This is a genomic window from Streptosporangium amethystogenes (assembly GCF_000721075.1).
Classification (GTDB): Bacteria; Actinomycetota; Actinomycetes; order Streptosporangiales; family Streptosporangiaceae; genus Streptosporangium; species Streptosporangium amethystogenes.
In genome coordinates, this window is sequence record NZ_JOEQ01000015.1 from 222,272 (window position 1) to 242,706 (window position 20,435).

Consider the following 20,435-nt stretch of genomic DNA (forward strand, 5'->3'; position numbering starts at 1 on the left):
GTGGGCCGATGCTGAGCTATCCGATTCCCGGCGAGGCGGCTTTGGAGCCGCCGGCCGAATGGGCGCGGCTGCGGCAGGGGTGTCCGGTCGCGCGGGTGACGCTGCCCAGCGGGGACGAGGCGTCACTGGTCACGCGCTATGAGGACGTCAGGCGGGTGCTGTCCGATCCGCGGTTCACCCGGCCGACGCACGCGGACGACGCGGCCCGGATCTCGGCCAACGAGTCGGGTGGGCCGTTCAACAGCGAGATGTCGATGTCGATACCGCAAGCCGGTGAGGGGCACCAGCGGTGGCGGCGGATGGTCAGCAAATGGTTCACCGTCAAGCGCATGGCCGCGCTGCGGCCGGGGATGGAGGCGATGGCCGAGCGGCTCATCGACGACATGCTGGAGCGGGGGCAGCCGGCGGACCTCAAGGCGAGCCTCGGCTTCCCGCTGCCGGTGTGGGTGATCTGCGACCTGCTCGGGGTCCCGGACGCGGACCGGGACAGGTTCGCGTACTGGTCCGACACGTTGCTCAACCTGACCCGGTACACGCAGGCGGAGATCGACGCGGCACAGGCCGAGTTCGTCACGTACATGGCCGCCCACATCACCGCCAAGCGCGCGGAACCGGACGATGACCTGCTCAGTGAGCTCATCGTCGGCACCGACGCCGACGGCGAGCTGCTGTCCGACGCGACGCTGGTGGCCACCGGCATGGGCCTGCTGGTCGCCGGGCACGAGACCACCGCGAACATGATCGGCAAGATGGTGGCGATGCTGCTGGCCGACCGGCGGCGCTGGGAGCGACTCCTGGCGGATCGCTCGCTGGTGCGCTCCGCGGTGGAGGAGGCGCTGCGGTTTGACGCCAACCCGGGGTTCGGCATGCCGCGCTATCTCGGCGAGGAGCTCGAGGTGGCCGGGACCCTGCTGCCGAGCGGGACGACCGTGGTGTGCAGCATGGCCGCGGCCAACCGCGACGAGAGCGCCTTCGACGGCGCCGACGAGATGGACCTCGGCCGCAGCCCGAACCCCCATCTGGCCTTCGGCGCAGGGGCGCACTCGTGCCTGGGACAGGCGCTGGCCCGCACCGAGTTGCAGGTCGTGCTCGAGGTGCTGCTGCGCCGGCTTCCCTCCCTGGAACTCGCCGTCCCGGCGGAAGACCTGCACAAGGTCGAGGGACTCATCGTCGGCGGGTTGCGCGAAGTCCCGGTGCGATGGTGACCATGGCCGGCAGGGTCGCCAGGGCCGAGCGGGCCGGTGCGACGCGGGAGTCGATCCTCGCGACGGCGGAGCGGCTGTTCGCCGAGCACGGGGTGTTCGCCGTGTCCAACCGCCAGGTCAGCGAGGCCGCGGGGCAGGGGAACAACGCCGCGGTCGGCTATCACTTCGGCACCAAGGCCGACCTGGTCCGTGCCATCGTGCGCAGAAACTCCGAACAGGTCGAGGGGGTGCGCGTGCGAATGCTGGCCGAGCTCGGCGACAGCCCGGACCTGCGGGACTGGTTGGCCTGCCTGGTGCGCCCGAGCGCCGAGCATCTGGCCGCCCTGGGCGATCTCACGTGGTACGCCCGGTTCGGTGCCCAGGTGATGACCGACCCCGTGTTCCGCGAAATCATGGTCGAGGAGTCGCTCACCTCGCCGTCGCTGCAACAGGTCCTGGACGGCCTGAACCGATGCCTTCCCGACCTGCCGGCCGAGGTGCGGGCCGAGCGTGGTGACATGGCCCGTCAGCTGATGACGCACATGTACGCCGAGCGCGAGCGCGCTCTCGCCGAGGGCACCCCCACCCCCCGGTCGAGCTGGCACGACGCCGCGACCGGGTTGATCGACGCGCTTGTCGGGCTGTGGCTGGCACCGGTCACGTCCTGTCCATGACGGGGAGCAGTCGCGCCCCGGTGAGTCGCAGGCAGAGGAGGAGCTGACGATGAAGGTCACTGTGGACGAGGTCAAATGCTGCGGTGCGGGCCAGTGCGTGCTGATCGCACCGGAGGTGTTCGATCAGCGGGAGGATGACGGGATCGTCCTGCTGCTCGACGCGGAACCCGCCGAGGGCCTGCACGCCGCGGTCCGCGAAGCCGCCGCGGTGTGCCCGGCCGCCGCGATCGAGCTGAGCGAGACCGGGTGAATGCTCCCTGCAGCGGGCCGGTGGTCGGCGCCGCCGCCGGGCTCGCCACCGCCGAAGCGCTGCGGCGCAAGGGCTACCGGGGCGGCCTGACCGTACTCGGCGCCCGAGGTGACCGTGGTGGACGGTGACCTGGTTGGCCGCCGCTTCGTCACAGACTCGCCTACGCCGACAGGAGGTCGTCGACGCACTCTCCGACCGTGCGGCAGCCCCGAGTGACAGCCGCTGATCTTGATGAATCGACACCTGCCGCGAACAGGTCGCGCCGCAGGACCCATTGGAGGAATCAGTGACCAGTACGTTGAATCCGGCGAGTGAGCACCCCGCGGAGATTCCGGAGTACCCGATGACCAGGGCGGCGGGCTGCCCGTTCGATCCGCCCCCGACCCTGCGGGCCAAGCAGCAGGAGGGGCCGCTCACCAAGGTCCGCCTGTGGGACGGCAGCACCCCGTGGCTGGTCACCCGTTACGCCGAGCAGCGGGCGCTGCTGGCCGACCCGAGGGTCAGTTCCGACATCACCCGGCCCGGTTACCCGAGCTCGGCCCCCGTCACCGGCTCGTCGAAGGTCAGCTTCATCCTGATGGACGATCCCGAGCATGCCCGGCTGCGGCGGATGGTGACGGCGCCGTTTGCCGTCAAGCGGGTGGCGGCGATGCGGCCGGCCATTCAGAAGATCGTCGACGAGCTGATCGACGACATGCTCGCCGGCCCGAAACCGGTCGACCTGGTCGAGGCGTTCGCCCTGCCGGTGCCCTCACTGGTGATCTGCGAGTTGCTCGGTGTGCCCTACGCCGACCACGACTTCTTCCAGGACAACAGCAAGACCGTCATCAAGCGGGACACGACACCCGAGCAGCGGTCGGCCGCTCTCGGCCAGCTGGCCGGCTACCTGAACGACCTGATGGGTGAGAAGCTCGCCGACCCCGGCGACGACATGCTGTCCCAGCTGGCCGAGCGGATCAAGAGCGGGGAACTGTCCCGGCAGGACGCGGCCCAGATGGGGGTGCTGCTGCTGATCGCCGGGCACGAGACCACCGCGAACATGATCGCGCTCGGTACGCTCGCCCTGCTGGAAAACCCCGACCAGCTGGCCCTCCTCCGCGACACCGACGATGAGAGGCTGGTCGCCTCGGCGGTGGAGGAACTGCTGCGCTACCTGAACATCACGCACAACGGGCGGCGCCGGGCGGCGCTGGAGGACATCGAGATCGCCGGGCAGCTCATCCGCGCCGGCGACGGGCTGATCATGGCCAACGACATCGGCAACCGTGACCCCGAGGCGTTCCCCGACCCCGACCGGCTGGACATCCAGCGTGACGCCCGCCGCCACGTGGCCTTCGGCTTCGGGGTGCACCAGTGCCTGGGCCAGACGCTGGCCCGGCTGGAGCTGCAGATCGTCTACAGCACCCTCTATCGGCGCATTCCCACCCTGCGGCCGGCCGCGGATCTGGAACAGATCCCGTTCAAGCACGACGGGTCCGTCTACGGGGTCTACGAACTCCCCGTGACCTGGTGACTCTCCCCGGTACGGCAATCAGGAGGCTCTCATGAAGGTGACCATCGACCAGGACAGGTGTGTCGCTTCCGGACAGTGCGTGGTCGCCGCCGCGGAGGTGTTCGACCAGCGCGACGAGGACGGCATCGTCGTGCTGCTCAACCCCGATCCGCCGGCGGAACAGGCCGCCGACGTCCGGCACGCCGCGGTGGTCTGCCCGGCGCTGGCCATCCAGATCGAGGATTGACCTCCGAGTCAACTGTTAATGCTGTGACCGGGAAGGTTCACCGGGTTGCTGCTCGCGGTGACCAGGTCACCGTGTGATCACCCAACCCGGTGAACGTATGTGGTCACAGCACTACAGTCATGACGTGGCCGCGGCTGCTCTTGGCCAGACCGCGCGAGCGCGTGCGGCACAGGCCCAGAGCACGAACCGCGCGCGCCAAGACGGGCGAGGACCTGCTTGGCCAGCCCACGCACCGCCTGCCTTGACGTCGATGGCGACCTTGCCGGGGGCTTGGTCCGCGACGGCGGACGGCTCCGGTTCAGCATCGCCGCCCGCAGGCCCCGGGCAACGCAGATCATCACCGCTGTCACCTGCCTGCAAGGCTTGCCGGCGCCCCCCTGAGCAGTGCCAAGCCGCTCCACCGACCAGGGAAGTACACCCCAGGGAGCGGCCCACCCGGCGCGACAGCCGGGCCACCATGCTGACCAAGAAGCGAAATCAGCTCTCAGCCGGGATGCTTCAGCCGACCACACGAAGATCGTGAAAGATCGAGGACAATGATCATGGGTATATACAGAAAGGCCAGCTTTATGGCACATTGATTCCCATGAGTCCCATCGATCGCAGACCTTGGTGGGGTGACCTGCCTGTCGGGCAAAAGGTTGTTGCGTTTATTCTTCCTCCACTTTCTGTTGTAATCGGAGTAACGGGCTTGGTGGTTTCTCGTCCTTCGGGAATCAAGCTCGTCGGAATCGTGGCCTTGATGGTTTTTAGTCTCTGGCTCTCCATTGATATAGTGCGTGATGTATTACGAAAGAGGGGCCCGAAAACCGGCGGACCTCCTCTCTTTGAGAGGACAATGCGCGGTTACCGTCGCAAGGATGTGGACGACTACATAGCATCGGTGCGTCAGCTAAATGACACCTCTAAGGTGGATGGAGCCCTTCCCGCACCTGATTTCGCCATCACCTTCGTCGGCTACAGTCCACGCCAGGTACACGCGTATCTTGAATCGATGAAAGTTCACCGCCCAGAAGCGTAGGGCGGGAAGAGTCGAACAAGGTGGTCTTGGGTTCTCTGTTTGATGTCGAACCGCACGGTGTGGGTGATGTTCCCAGCTGAGTTCGCGCTGTCGGCCATGGTCAGTGCGGGGGTTCCGCGTTTCGGTGGGCTTGTTTTGGCAGGAGGAATCCAGCCAGGAAGGTCAACGCGATCATCCCGGCGACGATCCGGAAGGTGTTGCGGGCGGCGGCGGTGGGGTCGGTGTCCAGCGTGCTGAAGAACACGGTGCCGAGTACGGCTGTTCCAAGCGCGCCACCGACCTGCTGGAGGGCGGTGAGGGTGCCGGAGGCTGAGCCTGTCTCGTGCGGGTCGACGCCGGCGAGCACGATGTCGAAGTAGGGCCCCATGATGAGTCCGGACCCCAGGCGGGTGACGAGCAGGGCGGGGGCGAGCTGTCAGAAGCCGGCCTCCGGGCCCAGTAGTGGCAGGAGGGCCAGGACGCCGGCCGTCATGGTACGGCTCCGGCGTGCAGGACCCTGCGGCCGTGACGCATGAGCCCATGTCGACGATCATTCCGATGGACAGCGAGATGCCCGCCACCGCGGCCTGCAACGGGGGGACGCCGAGGCGGAGCCGGCCATCATCGCGAACGTCCAGGCGGGCCAGCCGTACTCGCGGCTCTGAACCAGCGGGAAGACGAGCAGCAGTGAGGCGGTGGAGGCGAGGACCGCACCGGGCAGGTCAAGCCGGAGCTCCGGATCGGGCGGGTGGCGGGCAGGAATCTGATCGCGGCGAGTATGGCGATCAGGCCGATCGGCAGGTTGATCAGAAAGATCATGCGCCAGCCGGTGCCGAAGAAGTCGGCGTCGACCAGCCACCCCGCCAGAGTGGGGCCGCCTACCGCCGACAGCCCCATGATCGGGCCCATCGCGCCGAAGGCCGCCTGCAGCTCTCTGGGCGGGAACATCTCCTTCATCATGCCGAAGCCCTGGGGGATCATGGCCGTACCGAACAAGCCCTGCAGTACGTGGGCGGCGATCTGTATGGGGTGGCAGGGGCGGGCGGCGTCGCGAGAGATGTCAGGTTGTCGGTCATCAGGTCTCCAAGCTGCGGGACAAATCGACCGGACCGGGCCGTTGAGGCATCGGCCGGCACGGAGCAGGGAAGCGGGTGTCTCGTTCAAGGCGGGAACAGGACACCCGTGTGAGAGCGGCGGTCAGCGGAAGTCCACAAGGTGGTCGCGGGCCCATTCGGCGTAGTCGCGCGGGGCGCGCCCGGTGACCTGTTCCACGTCCGGCCAGACGCGCATCAGCGCGGACCAGTCCTGGTCGGCGTAGCCGTCGGCGCCGGACGCCGCGCCGCCGTCGTACTCGACGAAGCCGAGCATGAGGTCGGCGGTCTCCGCGGCGAATCCGCCCTGGGCCTTCATCAGCTCCCGGGCGCGCTCGCGGGTGACCTCCTCGTAGCGGACATGTTCGCCGAGCGCTTGGCCGATGGCCTGGACCTGCTCGCGGACGGTGACCAGTGCGGGCCCGGTCAGGGTGTAGGCCTTGCCGTGGTGGCCGTCGTGCAACAGGGCGGCCACGGCGACGGCGGCGATGTCGGCCTCGTGGATCAGGTTCATCGGCTCGTCCGCGAACGGGTAGCGCACCACGCGCTCGGACCGGACGGACGGCGACCTCGACCGCCTCACCGGCCCGGCCACCACCGGAGCTCGTTTCCGCCAGCGGGAGTTGCCCGCGGCCGACGCCGCCGAGTTCGTCCAGGACCGGTTCGACGCCCGCCCCACCCGCTACGACATCGTGGTCCACCTCCACGCCCCGGCAGGTGATGTCGAGCAGGTCGTCGCCGTCACCGGAGGAAGGGTCGAGCCCGTCGACGACCACACCTGCCGCCTGCACATGAGCGTCGACGCCTTCGACTGGCCGGTCATGATCCTCGCGGCGGTGCGTGCCGAGTTCGACGTCGTCCAACCCGCCGAGTTCCGTGACCACATTCACGCCATGAGCGAGCTCTTCATGCGCGCCGGCGGACCGCGCCAGGCGTCGGAGTCATCTGGGCCATAGGACGGGCCGTCACCAACAAACCGCCTGATCAGGCCAGAATCTGACCTGTAGCCCCGTTGGCGTCGGGCACGTTCCCACCCCACGCCAGGAGGCAGTCAGATGACCGTTAAAGCAGTTCCCGATGGCTACTCGACCGTTACGCCGTGGATCACCTCATCCGATACCGCCAAGCTCATGGACTATGTGAAGGAAGCATCCGGTTCAGGGCGCCGTGTTCGGGTTTCTTGAACGCCATGGTGATCGTGCCGGTCTCGCCTCGGTGCGGTCAGTGCGTGGTCATCCGCCCACGCGTGCCGAGGAACCTTGAGGTAGGCCACCGCGGGGCGCTCCGGGCCGTGAAGCTCGAACCTATGGGCCAAGGGTGGCCGTGTGCATGGCCGAACGTACGATCTCCTCCAGGTGTTCGCTGTGCGCGCCGCGCCAGTAGATCTGGCCGCACTCCGAGCAGCGGCCGTAGACGTCGTAGGAGCGCCTGGTCCCGGCCTCCAGCAGGCGGTCGATCTCGTGCTTTTCGACGGGTATCAACTCTCCGTTGCAGGCCGTGCAGCGGGTCCACGGCCGCAGCGGTGGTGCGAACCGCTCCAGCAGGTCATGGAGTTGATCATGCGCCTTGTTGCCTCGTACGTAGGCGCCGAGCCAGAGCGCCCGGCGGCACAGCAGACCGTGGTCCTGGGTCAGTAGCACGCGGCGTTCCCTGTTGGCCTCAACGACCAGTGCGGGATCGTCCATGTCGTTGTGGTAGGTCGCGTCCACGCCCAGCAGCCGGAGCCTTCGCGCGAGGGTGCCCAGGTGGACGTCGAGCAGGAACCGGGGCCCGTGCCGTCCCGGTTCGAGCGGCACCGGCTGGGGGCGGGGCACGGCGTGAATGTGGACCACGTCACCGGCCGCGGGCAGGTAGGACGGGCCGACCTCCACGCCTTCGACGATCAAGGGCCCCACCTCCGGCAACGGAACACCGAGCGACTCCACGACATGGCCCAGTGTCGATGTCCCATCGGGCGTCACCCGCTGCCACTCGCGTCGCCGGCGCGCGGGCAGGAACAGCAGCAGCTCGGGGGCGACACGCAGGTGGATGTCAGGTTCGCTCACACTGCCAGCATGCCATCCGCCACAGGCTCCGGCTTGACCTCCTCCCCCCTGGAAGGGAGAGGATTCCCACGGTTGCCCGTGAGGGTTCCTGCTTCACCGCCGGTCGCCCGCCAGGAGGATTCCCCCTTGAGGTCTTACACCTGGCTGCGGTCAGGACCACGGCTAATCGGTGTGGCGTGCGCGCCAGGGTATTCTGTGCGGTGTCTCCTCGGGGGCAGGCATCCCTGTCTCACCGGATATCGGTTATGGCCGCGTAGTAAGGTGAAGTCATGACAAATGTAAATAACTGACATTACTTTACGTATGAATGATAATTTTCGTCCTTGACAGAGTGCGCCGCGTACAGCTGTTTCGGCGATCCGAACCCCTGTAGGAGGTTGTCGGGGTGAGCGTGTTCATAAATGCGAATAATGGTGTGACCAATTCGCTGAAGATTTTTTTCCGCACCGGATAAACGCCCTCTCACCTCGTCGGCAATTGAAAATCCAGTCATTGGCAATAGCTCTCTGTTAATCTCAGGTTCTGCGAAAAAGAATCCCGACGACAGGGGGTGGGTCCACGTGAGGACGCGTCCGGGAGACCATGCCATCCTCTGTGACATCGTGACCGCCGAGGTCGGGCGCGCGGGCGCCCGGGAGTGGTCGATCACTGATGACGGACTCTGGTGCAAGGTCACGCCGGACACCTATGCGATCCCCGACCAGGGGTGGAAACTGCACGTCTCCGCGACGATGCTCTCCGCCCCCGTGGTGCTCTCCCGCGTCTCGCGGGTGCTGGCCGGAGCCAGGTGCGCCTTCAAGTTCCCCGCCCGGCTGCACGACTACTGGAAATTCCTCGAACCGCACTGCAGCCGCGCGCAGGCCGGGAAGTTCGTCACCGTCTACCCGCGCGACGACGCGGAGTCGGTCCGCCTGGCCGCCCTGCTGGACGAGGTCACCCGGGGCCTTCCCGGACCCGTGATCCTCTCCGACCGCCCCTACCGGGCGGGCGGGATCGTGTACTACCGTTACGGCGCCTTCCGCGGGCACAGGACGCTCGGCAACGACGGGTTCTACGAGATCCGGCTGCGCTCACCGGAGGGCCGCCTCGTCCTCGACGCGCGGGAGCCGCGCTTCTCCCCGCCGCCGTTCGCGGTCTGCCCGTTCGAGGCTCCGGTGGCGGACCGGCGGCCCGGAGCGGCCGCGGTCATGCTGAACGGCCGCTTCGTCGTCCGCGAAGCCGTGAGGCACGCGAACCGGGGCGGGGTGTATCTCGCCGAGGACACCACGACAGGGCGCGAGGTGGTCGTCAAGGAGGGCCGCCTGCACGCGTGCGCCGATCTGAGCGGCAGGGACGCGCGGGACCGGGTGGCGACGGAGCGCTCCCGCCTTGAGGATCTCGCGGCGACCGGGGCGGTGCCGGCCGTGGTGGACTTCTTCGAGCAGGGCGGGCACGCCTTCCTCGTCGAGGAGCGTGTGCCGGGGATCACGCTGCAACGCTGGTCGGACGGGAACGCCGGCCCGCTGGGCGAGAACGGCTTCGGCAACGGGGCGGCGGAGGTCCTGCCCCTTCTTGGCCGGCTGGTCGAGCTGCTGAAGGCGGTGCACGGCCGGGGGCACGTGTTCGGCGACCTCTCGCCGAACAACGTGATGCTGCTCCCCGGCGGCGGACTCCGGCTCATCGACCTGGAGCACACGGCCGTGCCGGGCGCCACCGTCATGGTGGGCGGGACCCCGGGCTACCTGGCGCCGGAGCTGGTGGAGCATGTCGGGGAGCCCTGGCCCGCACCGGACGGCGGCGCCGACCTCTACAGCCTCGGCGCGATGGCGTACTTCCTCGCGGTCGGCGCCCACCTGGACCCGCCGGGCCCCGAGCTGGACCCGCCGGGCCCCGGCCGGGTCGCGCCGGTGGCCACCGACAACCCCACGCTGGCCCTGCTGCGGCCGCTGGCGGAGGGTCTGCTGGCAGCGGAGCCGGAACGCCGCTGGTCCTTGGAGCGATGCGAGCGCTTCCTCGCCGGACTCACCCGCCGGCCGGGCGCCGCCGGGCTCACCGCCGGGCCGGGCGCCGCGGAACCGGTCCGGCCGCCTCACCGGATCGATCGGCTGATCGACGACGGGATCGCACACCTGGTGGAGGCGGCGGATCCGGGCGACGGCAGCCTGGCGGCGTGGTCCGATGCCTCCGGCGGGCCCGAGGCGGATCCGTGCTCGGTGCACGCCGGCGCGGCGGGCGTCCTCGGGGTCCTGACGCTGGCCATGCCCGCACCGGAGGCGACCGCCGCGGTCGCCGCGCTCTCCCGCCGGCTGCGGCTGCGGCTGGCGGAGGAGGACGTCTGGCGGCCCGGCCTCCACTTCGGCCGCTCCGGAGCGGTGTGGGCGCTGTACGACGCGGCGGTGGCCCTGGACGACGCCGGGCTGGCCCGGTACGCGGTGCGGGCGGCGGGCCTGCTGCCGACGGATCACCCCGGCCCGGACGTGACGCACGGGCTGGCCGGATGCGGCATGACGGTCCTGCGCGTCGCACTGCGATCCGGCGATCCGGCGCTGCGGGAACGCGCGGCCACGATCTTCCAGAACCTGCACGACGCGCGGTCGTACCTGGACGGCCACCCGCAGTGGCCGACACCGCGGACGTTCGACTCCGGCCTCGCCGGAGCCAACCACTTCGGTTTCGCGCACGGCCTCGCCGGAATCGGGACCGCGCTGCTCCACGCGGGCCGGATCCTCGACCGGCCGGACTGGACGGCGACCGCGCACGAGGTCGCCCGCGCCCTCTACGCGCACGTGGACGTCGACGGCGACACCGCCTGGTGGCCGACCCTCCGCGGTGACCTGGGAACGGTCCGTCCCCGCAGGCCCCACTGGTGCAGCGGATCCTCCGGAATCGGCTCCTTCCTGGTGAGGTACTGGCGCGCCGCCGGCGACCCGAAGGCACTGGACCTCGCACGCGGGGCGGCGGCGGCCGTGCACCGCACCCGGTGGCAGTCGGGGCCGGTGCCGTGCCACGGGCTTCCCGGCGACGGCGAGTTCCTGCTCGACATGGCCGATCTCACCGGTGACGACCGCTACCACCGGTGGGCCCGGGACCTGGCCGCCTGCCTGGAGACCAGGGCGGTCGGCCGTTCCGGCCGGCTGCTCGTGCCCGACGCCCAGGCGGGCTTCTCACCCACCTTCCTCGGAGGTACGGCGGGCGTCGTCGCCTTCCTCCTCCGGCTGCGTCACGGGCATCCCCGGCTGTGGATGCCCGATGACGTCCCCAAGCTCGCCGTTCGCGACGGGACGGCGATGAAAGAAGAGCGGGCCGTATCAGAGGTGGCCCCGCCGACCACAGGAGGTGAAGACCATGTCCTTCGACGTTGAGGACCTGCAGGCTCTCCAGGAGCTGGAGCCGGGTGCCAATGAGGCGCTCCGGCTGACCAACTGTTTCAGGCACGCCGGTTGCACCGACAACTGACGTGACGGGTGACTGAGGTGAAGGCCCCGCCCTCCCGCTCTCGGGAGGGCGGGGCTCTGTCCGATCACCAGGCGTTCGATTATCAGACAAGGACCGGTACGGCCGTGCGCGATCGTCCCCCCTCCGTCCCGGAGCCCCCTCCCGCCCCAGGGACCTGGCGCAGGGTCGTGCGGCTGTTCATGCCGTACCGGGGCGCCGTCTGCGTCCTCGTCGTGCTGATCGCCGCCTACTCCGCCCTGAACGCCGCCGTCCCGCTGCTGACGCGGGTGGTTTTCGACCGGGCGCTCTTCGGGCCTGGCGGCCCCGACCTGCCGCTGCTCGCCCTGATCGCCGGGCTGGCCGCGGCGATCGCCTGCGCGGTGGGCGCCGTGGACATGGGACAGACGTGGCTGTCGGCCCGCGTCGCGCAGCGGGTGGTGCACGGGCTACGCGCGGAGATGTTCGGCCGCCTGCAGCGCATGCCGCTCACCTTCTTCGCCACGGAGCGGGGCGGCGAGATCCAGTCGCGGCTGGCCGGAGACACCACGCAGATCGAGTACGCGGTCAAGGACACCCTGCCCGGCGCGCTCTCCGGCCTCATCGGATTCGTGGTCGCGGCCGGCGCGATGGTGACCCTGTCACCGGTGCTCGCGGGCGTCGCCCTGATCCTCGCGCCGCTCGTCCTGCTGGTGGCCTCCCGGTCGGGGCGGGCGCTCTCGACCCTGTCGGCCGACGGCCAGCGCACCCGGGCGGAGCTCTCCTCCATCATCGCCGAACGCCTGTCGCTGGGGGGCGTCACCATGGCCAGGGTGCACGGCAGGCGTCAGGAGGAGGCCGCCGGGTTCGCCGCGGAGAGCGAACGGCTGGCACGGCTGGGGGTCCGTTCCGGCTTGGTGGCCCAGCTGGTGCTGAGCGTGGGCCACGTCTTCTTCGTGCTGACCCCCTACCTGGTGTTCGTGGCGGCGGGGCTGACCGGCGGGATCACTCCGGGCACCCTGGTCGCCTTCACCGTGCTGCAGGCGAGGCTCTACCAGCCCCTGTGGCAGATCCTGCACATCTCCACCGAGTTCCGCGCCGCCCAAGGGGCGTTCGAGAGGGTCTTCGGCTACCTCGACCTCCAGCCGGAGCCCGAGGCGGGACAGAGTCCCGCCTCGGGCCCCGGCGCGCTCGCCGCCCGCGAGGCCGGCTTCCGTTACCCGGGGACGAGTGAGGAGGACCGTCCGGCGCTGTACGGCGTGAGCCTCGACATCCCGGCCGCCTCCACCACGCTGGTGGTGGGTCCGAGCGGTTCGGGCAAGACGACGCTCGGCCACCTGCTCGCCGGGCTGCACCCGCCCACCGAGGGAGCGGTCGTGATCGACGGGACGGAGTTCGGGGCGCCGCTGCCCGGACGGATCTGCATCGCCACGCAGGACCCCTTCCTCTTCCAGGGATCGGTCGCCGACAACCTCAGATACGCCGCGTCCGGCGCCACGATGGACGATCTCGTGCGGGCCTGCCGGATCACCCGGATCCACGAGCGGATCGCGGCGCTCCCGGACGGCTACGACTCGCCGGTGGGCGAGCGGGGGGCGCTGTTCTCCGGTGGCGAGCGGCAGCGCATCGCCCTGGCCCGCGCGCTCCTGGCCGACGCGTCCGTGCTCGTGCTCGACGAGGCGACCTCCGCGCTCGATCCGCTGACCGAGCTGAAGGTCGTCGAGGCGATCCTGGCGGAACGGGCCGGACAGACGACCGTGATGATCACCCACAGGTTCGGCATGCTCGACTCCTTCGACACCGTCGTGGCGCTGGAGGAGGGGCGGGTGGTGGAGTACGGCTCGCGCCTTGACCTGCTCGGCGACCGGTACGGGCTGTATGCCCGGATGGTCCGCGCGCAGACCGGCGCGGCGTAGCCTGCTCGGGTCCGCGCTCATGGAGGCGGGGGTCCGGCTCACGGGCCGGTGGCGGCCCCGCGCCCCCTGAGACCCGGCCGCCCGGCGGGCCACCGGCAGGTTCCGTCGGGTATGACTGGGGGATGCTCATCTTCGGACTCCGCACCGTGACCCACCGGCTCGGCGTGCTGACGCTTCTCTGCCGCAACTGCGGCAACACGGCGGCGCAGGTGCTGTCCAGAAAGGTCACCAAGTTCAGTCTGTTCTTCGTCCCGCTGTTCCCGGTGCGGACGAAGTACGGGGTGCAGTGCACTTTCTGCGGGGCGTCCTATGACATCTCGAAGGACGAGGCGGATCGTCTGGCGGTCCGCTGAGCACCGCCCACGATCATCCGGCACGTCATGGAACACTTCGCCCGCGTCCCGGAACCGCTCGAACCAGACCCGCGACTTCTCACGCCGACCGAGCGAGAACGGGCGGTACCGACCAGGATCGGCCACGGGGACACCAACGGTGAGATCACTGCGGCGCTCTTCATCAGCCCGGCGACGCACCTACGCCAGCCGTATCCTGACCAAGCTCGATGTCCGGGACCGCACGGCACAGGCCGTCATCGCCAACCGCTCCGGGTTGAGCGGCGGCGAGGAGGCCTGGGACCGGCGGTCGCCCGGACGACCGCCGCCGGCCCCCGCCTCTCGGACCCCCGCGGCGGTTCGGCCTCTGCGGCCAGGGGGAGACCTCTTCGAATCCTGACCGGGCCTCCCTGCCGACGTCTAGTTCTTCCCCAGGTAGGTGCGCAGGTGCCGGGCGGTGAGCGAGTCCCCGCTGGAGACCAGGTCCGCGGGAGTGCCGGTGAAGACCACCCGGCCGCCGTCGTGGCCGGCCCCCGGGCCGAGGTCGATGATCCAGTCGGCGTGGGCCATCACCGCCTGGTGGTGCTCGATGACGATGACCGTGTTGCCGTCGTCGACCAGCCGGTCCAGCAGGGCCAGGAGCTGGTCCACGTCCGCCAGGTGCAGGCCGGTGGTCGGCTCGTCCAGCACGTACGTGGTGGCCTTCTCCGCCATTCGGATGGCAAGCTTGAGCCGCTGCCGCTCGCCGCCGGACAGGGTGGTGAGCGGCTGGCCCAGGCCGAGGTAGCCCAGGCCCACGTCGGCGAGCCGGTCCAGGACGGCGCGGGCCGGGCCGGAAGCGAAGAAGTCGCGGGCCTCGGCCACCGACATGGCCAGCACCTCGCTGATGTCCTTGCCGCGCAGCTTGTGGGTGAGCACCTCGGGGGTGAACCGCTTCCCCTCGCACTGCTCGCACACCGACGCCACCCCGGCCATCATCGCCAGGTCGGTGTAGACCAGGCCGATGCCCTTGCAGTTGGGGCAGGCGCCCTCGGAGTTAGCGCTGAACAGGGCGGCCTTGACCCCGTTGGCCTTGGCGAAGGCGGTACGGATCGCATCGAGCAGCCCGCTGTAGGTGGCCGGGTTGCTGCGGCGCGATCCCCGGATCGGGGCCTGGTCGACCACCGCGACGTCGTCCCGGCGGGGGAGCGAGCCGTGGATCAGCGAGCTCTTGCCCGAGCCGGCGACGCCGGTGACCACGGTCAGCACGCCCAGCGGGATGTCGACGCTCACGTCCTTCAGGTTGTGCAGGCGGGCGCCGGTGATGGACAGCTGTCCGCTGGGCTGCCGTACCTGCTCGCGCAGGCGGGCCCGGTGGTCCAGATGGCGGCCGGTCAGGGAGTCCGACGCGCGCAACCCGGCCACGTCGCCGGTGAAGCAGATCCGCCCGCCGGACGGACCGGCCCCGGGACCGAGGTCGACCACGTGGTCGGCGATCTCGATCGTCTCCGGCTTGTGCTCGACCACCAGAACCGTGTTGCCCTTGTCGCGCAGCCGGAGCAGCAGGCCGTTCATCCGCTCGATGTCGTGCGGGTGCAGTCCCACCGTGGGCTCGTCGAAGACATAGGTGACGTCGGTCAGGCTGGAGCCGAGATGCCGGACCATCTTCACCCGCTGGGCCTCGCCTCCGGACAGGGTGGCCGATTCGCGGTCCAGGCTCAGGTAGCCCAGGCCGATCTCGACCAGCGAGTCCAGGGTGTCGCGCAGGGTGGCGATCAGCGGCCGTACCGACTCGTCCTCGATGTCCCGGACGAAGTCGGCCAGGTCGCTGATCTGCATGGCGGCACAGTCGGCGATGTTGCGGCCGTTGATCTTCGAGCCCAGTGCGGCGGGGTTGAGCCTGGTGCCGCCGCACGCCTGGCAGTCGGTGAACGTCACGGCCCGGTCCACGAACGCCCGGATGTGCGGCTGCATGGACTCGCGGTCCTTGGCGAGGTAGAGCCGCCGCACCTTGACCAGGAGCCCCTCGTAGGTGGTGTTCATGGTGCCGATCTTGATCTTGGTGGCGGGCTTGTGCAGGAAGTCCTCCCACTGGGCCGGGGTGTAGTCCCTCAGCTTGACGTCGGGGTCGAAGTAGCCGGAGTGGACCATGTTCTGCCAGTACCACGAGTCGACGTTGAAGTTCGGGGCCGTGATGGCCCCCTCGTTGAGTGAGAGGTCGACGTCGACCAGCTGGGAGACGTCGATGTCGTTCACCCGGCCGAGCCCTTCGCACGCCGGGCACATGCCCTCGGCGCTGTTGAAGCTGAACGCGGTCGAGGTGCCGACGTGCGGGGTGCCGATCCGGCTGAAGACGATCCGCAGCATCGTCTGCGCGTCGGTCGCCGTGCCGACCGTGGAGCGGGAGTTGGCGCCCATCCGCTCCTGGTCGACGACGATCGCCGCGCTCAGGTTGCGCAGGGCGTCGACGTCGGGCCGGCCGAGGCTCGGCATGAACGACTGGACGAAGGCCGTGTAGGTCTCGTTGATCAGCCGCTGCGACTCCGCGGCGATGGTGCCGAAGACGAGGGAGGACTTTCCGGAGCCGGACACCCCGGTGAAGACGGTGAGCCGGCGCTTGGGAATGTCCAGCGAGACGTCGGCCAGGTTGTTCTCCCTGGCGCCGCGGACCTCGATCACGTCGTGGCTGTCCGCGGCGGCCCGGCCGGGCCGCATGTCGTGGTCGTCGGCGGGGGTGGGGGTGGAGGGGAACACTGACCTTCTCCCTTGATATCCTTAGGGTGTAAAGAGATGGCCCGGTAAAGTTAGTTTATGCCGTAAGGAGTGGCAAGTTGGTCGTCTTCGCCGGACAGGGCGACGCGCGCCGTTCGATGGCACTGCTGTGGCACACCCCGAGGCCGGAAGGAGGGCGTCCCGGCCCCAAGCCCGGCCTGAGCGTGGATGTGATCGTGGATACGGCCATCGCCGTCGCCGACTCCGAGGGGATGGCCGCGCTCTCCATGCGCGCGGTGGGTGAACGGCTCGGCCGCACCGCCATGGCCCTCTACACCTACGTGCCCAGCAAGAGCGAGCTGGTCGACCTGATGTATGACCGGGCCCTCGCCGAGTTGCCCGTCGACTACGAGCTGGGGGCGGGCTGGCGGGCGGCCGTGACCTCCTGGGCCGAGGACGCCTGGGCGTTCTACCTGTGCCACCCATGGGTGCTGCAGGTCTCGCAGGCGCGTCCGGTGCTGGGCCCCAACGAGTACGTCATGCTGGAGACGGCGCTGCGGATCCTTCGCGAGACGGGCCTTACGGCCGGGGTGCTGCGGCGCCTCGTCGGGGTGCTGTTCCACTTCGTCCGCGCGGCGGCGCAGACGGTCGCGGAGTCGCGCCAGGCTCCGGCGGCGACCGGGATGTCCGACGAGGAGTGGTGGTACGCCCGCTCGGCCCTGCTGGAGGAGGTCGCGCCGGACTTCGCCGAGCGGTTCCCGACGCTGACCTGGCTCGACAGCGAGGGTGCCTACCAGTCCGAGGACGAGAGCGTGCCCTACCTGGAACAGGAGGCGAAGGAGACCTTCGCGGCCGGTCTCGCCGTCCTGCTGGACGGCATCGAGGCGGCGATGAACAGGGCCGGCGTCCGAGCGCTCCCGTGATCCTCCGGGGGCGGATCCGGGGCGCGGCGCCTGACTGATCGGGCCGCCGCCGGGCAGAGGCATCTCATGAAAAGGTTCTTCAAGGTCGTGGTGGCACGCTGGCTGGCCCGTACGCCGATCGGGCTGGCGATCCTGGGAGTCGGCTGGTTCCTGGGACGGCGGCGCAGGCAGCGGGCCCAGGAGCAGGGCGGGGTGAACAGGCCCCGGAGCCGTGATTCACGCGGACGCCGATGACCCTTCGAGTTCACCGCGCCGGTGACGTGAGACGAGCGGGACGGCCCGGTCAACCGGCCGGGCCGTCCCGCCATCGCCTGAGCCCCCGCGGGTCAGTTGAACATCGCCTCCATGGTCTCGTGTGACTGCTCCTTCTTCGCGTCGGACTCGCTGCCCCAGCAGGTGTTGAGGATGATCCGGGTGCGGTCCTCCGACAGCGGGACCGTGCGGTGCAGCGTCGTGTCGGAGCGCAGGAAGTAGATGTCGCCGCTCTGGTGGGCGTAGGTGCTGATCGGGTAGCGGATGAGGTGGTCGTGAACCCGGGGGTCCTCCTTCACCCAGTTGGTGTGCGGAACGCACTGGAGCATGCCGCCGTACTCGCTGCTCGGCGCCTCCAGGATCCAGATGAGGGTGAAGCTGAAGTCGCCCCAGTGCCAGCCGTGGGTGTCGCCCTGCTTCTCCTGGCGGATGATGACGTACTTCTCCTCGTCCCAGGGGCAGTTGACGACGGGCTCGTTCGCCAGCCGGCCCAGGAAGCCCTTGAGGGCGGGGGAGTCGTAGAGCTCCGGGATCAGGGAGCTGTCCTGAGCGATGGACTGCTGACTGACCGTGCTCATCTTGCGCGGGGAGTTGCTGGTCTCCTTGAGGTTGATGTCGATCCGGCGCGCGTGCAGGTCGAGCAGGCGCTCCACCTCGTCCGAGACGAGATCCTTGACCTCCTCGGAGACCACGTTCCGCAGTTTGACGTAGCCGTTCCTGCGGAAATCATGGGAGAATCTGCGAATTTCCCAGGGGTCCTGAAAGGTCTTTTCGAGATGCTCCGCGATCCGGTCGTCGAGTGAGAGCGTCCCGAGGCCGGTCTCGTAGTCATGAGTCGGCATACGGTTTCTCCTCCGTGGTTATCGAGGTTTCCAGAACCGTAACACGCGAGTGGTGTCCGCAATTAGTGCGCGTTGTCCGTCCGGTCCCCCTGTGAAAGCATGAGCGGATTCCATCCGATCGGCTTCAGAAATTACTCGGACTACGCAGGGACGAGCGTCATGAACACCAAAGTCACATTCGTCGAGCTGTCTGCATTCGAGGCCATCCTGCCCCTTGCCTCCGGTTACATGCAGGCTTACGCGCAGCACGATCCGGAGGTGGGGCCGCGATGTGATTTCGAGATCTTCTCCGCCCCGGTGTCCGCGGACAGAAAGGAGGTGATCGCAGAACTCCTGGAAAAGCGCAGCGACGTCTACGCCATCAGTTGCTACATCTGGAACATCGGATTCGCGCGCGCGGTGCTGGCCGCGCTGCACGAGCGGCTCCCGGCGGCCCAGTTCATCCTCGGCGGCCCCCAGGTCATGCTGCACGCCGAGGAGTACGTCGCCCCCGAGCAGGAGAACGTCGTCGTCTGCAACGGCGAGGGCGAGAAGACGATGCTGCAGTACCTGCGCCAGGTGATCGGCGACGACCCCGACTTCTCGGCCGTCGACGGGATCAGCTTCTGGCGGTCGGGGGAACTCGTCACCACCGAGGCCGCCGAGCGGGTACGCGACCTGATGGAGGTGCCCTCGCCCTTCACCTCCGGCGTCTTCGAGGAGGGCAGGTACACCACCGCCATCCTGGAGACCAACCGAGGATGCCCGTTCAGCTGCGGTTTCTGCTTCTGGGGCGCGGCGACCAACGACAAGGTCCACAAGTTCGAGGACCAGCGGGTCCGCGACGACATCACCTGGATCAGCAAGCACGACTTCGTGTCGATCTTCATCGCGGACGCCAACTGGGGCATGGCCCCGCGCGACGTGGAACTGACCCGCCACCTGGTGGAGTGCAGTGAGGAGAACGGCTACCCGGTGATGGTCTCGATGGCCGCGGCCAAGAACAAGCCCGACCGGATGGCCGAGATCACCGAGATTCTCGTGCGGGGAGGACTGCTGACCAGCCAGCCCATCTCCCTGCAGTCGATGAGCTCCAGGACCCTGGAGCTGGTCGACCGCTCGAACATCAAGCCCGCGACCTACACCGAGCTGCAGAGAACGCTCAGGGAAAAGCGCATCAGCTCCTACATCGAGCTGATCTGGCCGCTTCCCGGAGAGACCCTGGAGTCATACAAGGAGGGAATCGCGGAACTGTGCCGGCTCCGTGCCGACACACTCATCGTCTATCCGCAACTCCTGCTGCACAACACCTCGATATATGCCAAACGGGAGCTTCTCGGAGTGCAGGTGGAGCGCGTTCCCAGTGACGTCACGGAAGCCGACGTGGTGGTCGGCACCAACTGGGTCAGCCGCGCGGAGTGCGAGCGCGGAACCTGGTTCTACTACGCTGTCCACTCGCTCTACAACCTACGCGGCCTGTATTACCTCGCCAATTATCTGGAGAGGTCCGGAACAAGGCGGCTGGAGGATTTCTTCACCGACGCAGCGACGTATTTCGAGAGCCGCACCGACACCGAGGTCGCCAGTTTCTTCCGCGATTCCGTGCAGAAACTCTGGAACTATGACTTCCACAATTTCGGGATGGTCGCGCACCTCGTCCTGCACTCGCACCGTGAGGAGTTCGACGGACTGCTCGTCGACTTCGCCCGCGGTCAGTCCTGGTGGCGGGACGCCGGGGCGCGGGCCGCGTTCGAGCTCGACCTGCTGGCCAGGCCCTACATCTACCTGGCCAGGCCCAAGCCGCCGGGCTACGACTTCACCGAGTTGCGCGTCGAGCCGCACGGGAAGACGGCCTCGGTCGTCGACATGCCCGCCGACCTGGCCGCCCTCCTCATCGACCTCGACGTGACCGGCCTGGAGGCCGGCCGGGAGCCCCTCACCCGGCTGGTGCTCGACCACCCGCGCGGGCGGAAGCTGCCGTTCATGCCCGAGCGCAGCCTGGAGCACAACGCCTCCTACTGCCAGGGCATGGTGCTGCGGCTGCGGGAGTATCTGCCCACCTGGCGGCCGGAGTCCGAGGTCGCCGCGTTGCCGGGCCGCCGCTGAGCCGCCTCGGCCGGGCCGCGA

General features: G+C 68.9%; 21 protein-coding genes. 15 read left to right on the top strand and 6 right to left on the bottom strand.

The genetic code is table 11. The features are described 5' to 3' along the window. The first annotated feature begins 8 nt into the window (after positions 1-8). The 7 genes from IG98_RS0122735 (at position 9) to IG98_RS50720 (ending at position 4,868) form a co-directional block, all read left to right on the top strand. The gene (locus tag IG98_RS0122735) at positions 9-1,205 is read left to right on the top strand and encodes a cytochrome P450 (RefSeq protein WP_030915554.1); all 1,197 of its coding nucleotides are present in this window, start codon (positions 9-11) and stop codon (positions 1,203-1,205) included. Positions 1,206-1,207: 2 nt separating this feature from the next. Continuing rightward, on the top strand, positions 1,208-1,858 hold the full coding sequence (locus tag IG98_RS0122740) for a TetR/AcrR family transcriptional regulator (RefSeq protein WP_037971032.1): 651 nt from the start codon (positions 1,208-1,210) through the stop codon (positions 1,856-1,858). Between the two features lie 49 nt (positions 1,859-1,907). Then, positions 1,908-2,108 carry a ferredoxin gene (locus IG98_RS0122745; RefSeq protein WP_030915560.1) on the top strand — a complete coding sequence of 67 codons (201 nt, stop codon included), beginning with the start codon at positions 1,908-1,910 and terminating at the stop codon, positions 2,106-2,108. After that, on the top strand, positions 2,105-2,236 hold the full coding sequence (locus tag IG98_RS54335) for a hypothetical protein (RefSeq protein ID WP_281178508.1): 132 nt from the start codon (positions 2,105-2,107) through the stop codon (positions 2,234-2,236). The genes IG98_RS0122745 and IG98_RS54335 overlap by 4 nt, the downstream gene beginning before the upstream one ends. 158 nt (positions 2,237-2,394) lie before the next feature. Then, on the top strand, positions 2,395-3,621 hold the full coding sequence (locus tag IG98_RS0122755; protein ID WP_030915563.1) for a cytochrome P450: 1,227 nt from the start codon (positions 2,395-2,397) through the stop codon (positions 3,619-3,621). Positions 3,622-3,652: 31 nt separating this feature from the next. Beyond that, positions 3,653-3,847, top strand: coding sequence for a ferredoxin (locus tag IG98_RS0122760; RefSeq protein ID WP_030915565.1), 195 nt, complete (start codon positions 3,653-3,655; stop codon positions 3,845-3,847). Between the two features lie 586 nt (positions 3,848-4,433). After that, positions 4,434-4,868 (top strand): hypothetical protein, encoded by a 435-nt coding sequence (locus tag IG98_RS50720; protein WP_157594462.1) that lies wholly within the window; start codon positions 4,434-4,436, stop codon positions 4,866-4,868. 100 nt (positions 4,869-4,968) lie between these two features. Here the strand turns inward: IG98_RS50720 and IG98_RS52610 are convergent, their stop codons facing one another. The 3 genes from IG98_RS52610 to IG98_RS0122770 form a co-directional block, all read right to left on the bottom strand. Next, positions 4,969-5,235 (bottom strand): MFS transporter, encoded by a 267-nt coding sequence (locus IG98_RS52610; RefSeq protein WP_051752664.1) that lies wholly within the window; start codon positions 5,233-5,235, stop codon positions 4,969-4,971. Positions 5,236-5,468: 233 nt separating this feature from the next. Then, positions 5,469-5,843, bottom strand: a complete 375-nt coding sequence (locus IG98_RS50730; RefSeq protein WP_051752666.1) for an MFS transporter — start codon at positions 5,841-5,843, stop codon at positions 5,469-5,471. A gap of 201 nt (positions 5,844-6,044) precedes the next feature. After that, positions 6,045-6,482 carry a Rossmann-fold NAD(P)-binding domain-containing protein gene (locus IG98_RS0122770; RefSeq protein WP_211264059.1) on the bottom strand — a complete coding sequence of 146 codons (438 nt, stop codon included), beginning with the start codon at positions 6,480-6,482 and terminating at the stop codon, positions 6,045-6,047. 79 nt (positions 6,483-6,561) lie between these two features. Here IG98_RS0122770 and IG98_RS0122775 point away from each other — a divergent pair, with 79 nt between their 5' ends. Both IG98_RS0122775 and IG98_RS54340 read left to right on the top strand, forming a co-directional pair. After that, positions 6,562-6,894 carry a WCX domain-containing protein gene (locus IG98_RS0122775; RefSeq protein WP_051752668.1) on the top strand — a complete coding sequence of 111 codons (333 nt, stop codon included), beginning with the start codon at positions 6,562-6,564 and terminating at the stop codon, positions 6,892-6,894. A 99-nt stretch (positions 6,895-6,993) separates the two neighbouring features. Continuing rightward, a complete protein-coding gene (locus IG98_RS54340) occupies positions 6,994-7,122 on the top strand; it encodes a hypothetical protein (protein WP_281178509.1) in 129 nt (42 codons plus the stop codon). Between the two features lie 120 nt (positions 7,123-7,242). Here the strand turns inward: IG98_RS54340 and IG98_RS0122780 are convergent, their stop codons facing one another. Continuing rightward, positions 7,243-7,983: a Mut7-C RNAse domain-containing protein gene (locus IG98_RS0122780; RefSeq protein ID WP_030915571.1), complete on the bottom strand. Its 741-nt coding sequence runs from the start codon at positions 7,981-7,983 to the stop codon at positions 7,243-7,245. Between the two features lie 560 nt (positions 7,984-8,543). Between IG98_RS0122780 and lanL the strand changes: the two genes are divergently transcribed. The 3 genes from lanL to IG98_RS0122800 all read left to right on the top strand — a co-directional run bounded on the left by lanL (position 8,544) and on the right by IG98_RS0122800 (position 13,642). Beyond that, positions 8,544-11,324, top strand: a complete 2,781-nt coding sequence (gene lanL, locus IG98_RS0122785) for a class IV lanthionine synthetase LanL (RefSeq protein WP_051752670.1) — start codon at positions 8,544-8,546, stop codon at positions 11,322-11,324. A 198-nt stretch (positions 11,325-11,522) separates the two neighbouring features. Next, on the top strand, positions 11,523-13,289 hold the full coding sequence (locus IG98_RS0122795; RefSeq protein WP_030915579.1) for an ABC transporter ATP-binding protein: 1,767 nt from the start codon (positions 11,523-11,525) through the stop codon (positions 13,287-13,289). 122 nt (positions 13,290-13,411) lie between these two features. After that, positions 13,412-13,642 (top strand): zinc-ribbon domain-containing protein, encoded by a 231-nt coding sequence (locus IG98_RS0122800; protein WP_030915582.1) that lies wholly within the window; start codon positions 13,412-13,414, stop codon positions 13,640-13,642. 399 nt (positions 13,643-14,041) lie between these two features. Here the strand turns inward: IG98_RS0122800 and IG98_RS0122805 are convergent, their stop codons facing one another. Continuing rightward, a complete protein-coding gene (locus tag IG98_RS0122805) occupies positions 14,042-16,315 on the bottom strand; it encodes an ATP-binding cassette domain-containing protein (protein ID WP_030915585.1) in 2,274 nt (757 codons plus the stop codon). A gap of 116 nt (positions 16,316-16,431) precedes the next feature. On the opposite strand from IG98_RS0122805, the gene IG98_RS0122810 reads away from it, so the two are divergent. Beyond that, positions 16,432-17,235, top strand: coding sequence for a TetR/AcrR family transcriptional regulator (locus IG98_RS0122810; RefSeq protein ID WP_030915588.1), 804 nt, complete (start codon positions 16,432-16,434; stop codon positions 17,233-17,235). A 66-nt stretch (positions 17,236-17,301) separates the two neighbouring features. Next, positions 17,302-17,469, top strand: coding sequence for a DUF6203 family protein (locus IG98_RS50735; RefSeq protein ID WP_157594463.1), 168 nt, complete (start codon positions 17,302-17,304; stop codon positions 17,467-17,469). 92 nt (positions 17,470-17,561) lie between these two features. Here the strand turns inward: IG98_RS50735 and IG98_RS0122820 are convergent, their stop codons facing one another. Beyond that, the gene (locus IG98_RS0122820) at positions 17,562-18,329 is read right to left on the bottom strand and encodes a HalD/BesD family halogenase (protein ID WP_030915591.1); all 768 of its coding nucleotides are present in this window, start codon (positions 18,327-18,329) and stop codon (positions 17,562-17,564) included. A gap of 159 nt (positions 18,330-18,488) precedes the next feature. Between IG98_RS0122820 and IG98_RS0122825 the strand changes: the two genes are divergently transcribed. Then, the gene (locus IG98_RS0122825; protein WP_030915594.1) at positions 18,489-20,414 is read left to right on the top strand and encodes a B12-binding domain-containing radical SAM protein; all 1,926 of its coding nucleotides are present in this window, start codon (positions 18,489-18,491) and stop codon (positions 20,412-20,414) included. The last annotated feature ends 21 nt before the right edge of the window (positions 20,415-20,435 follow it).

Excerpts from the sequence above, each read along its gene's own strand:
- IG98_RS0122745 (WP_030915560.1), top strand. The coding sequence starts at position 1,908 with ATGAAGGTCACTGTGGACGAGGTCAAATGCTGCGGTGCGGGCCAGTGC.
- IG98_RS0122805 (WP_030915585.1), bottom strand. The coding sequence starts at position 16,315 with ATGCGGCCCGGCCGGGCCGCCGCGGACAGCCACGACGTGATCGAGGTC.
- IG98_RS50720 (WP_157594462.1), top strand. The coding sequence starts at position 4,434 with ATGAGTCCCATCGATCGCAGACCTTGGTGGGGTGACCTGCCTGTCGGG.
- IG98_RS0122735 (WP_030915554.1), top strand. The coding sequence starts at position 9 with ATGCTGAGCTATCCGATTCCCGGCGAGGCGGCTTTGGAGCCGCCGGCC.
- IG98_RS0122760 (WP_030915565.1), top strand. The coding sequence starts at position 3,653 with ATGAAGGTGACCATCGACCAGGACAGGTGTGTCGCTTCCGGACAGTGC.
- IG98_RS0122800 (WP_030915582.1), top strand. The coding sequence starts at position 13,412 with ATGCTCATCTTCGGACTCCGCACCGTGACCCACCGGCTCGGCGTGCTG.
- IG98_RS50735 (WP_157594463.1), top strand. The coding sequence starts at position 17,302 with ATGAAAAGGTTCTTCAAGGTCGTGGTGGCACGCTGGCTGGCCCGTACG.
- IG98_RS0122740 (WP_037971032.1), top strand. The coding sequence starts at position 1,208 with ATGGCCGGCAGGGTCGCCAGGGCCGAGCGGGCCGGTGCGACGCGGGAG.
- IG98_RS52610 (WP_051752664.1), bottom strand. The coding sequence starts at position 5,235 with ATGGGGCCCTACTTCGACATCGTGCTCGCCGGCGTCGACCCGCACGAG.
- IG98_RS0122825 (WP_030915594.1), top strand. The coding sequence starts at position 18,489 with ATGAACACCAAAGTCACATTCGTCGAGCTGTCTGCATTCGAGGCCATC.
- IG98_RS0122820 (WP_030915591.1), bottom strand. The coding sequence starts at position 18,329 with ATGCCGACTCATGACTACGAGACCGGCCTCGGGACGCTCTCACTCGAC.
- IG98_RS54340 (WP_281178509.1), top strand. The coding sequence starts at position 6,994 with ATGACCGTTAAAGCAGTTCCCGATGGCTACTCGACCGTTACGCCGTGG.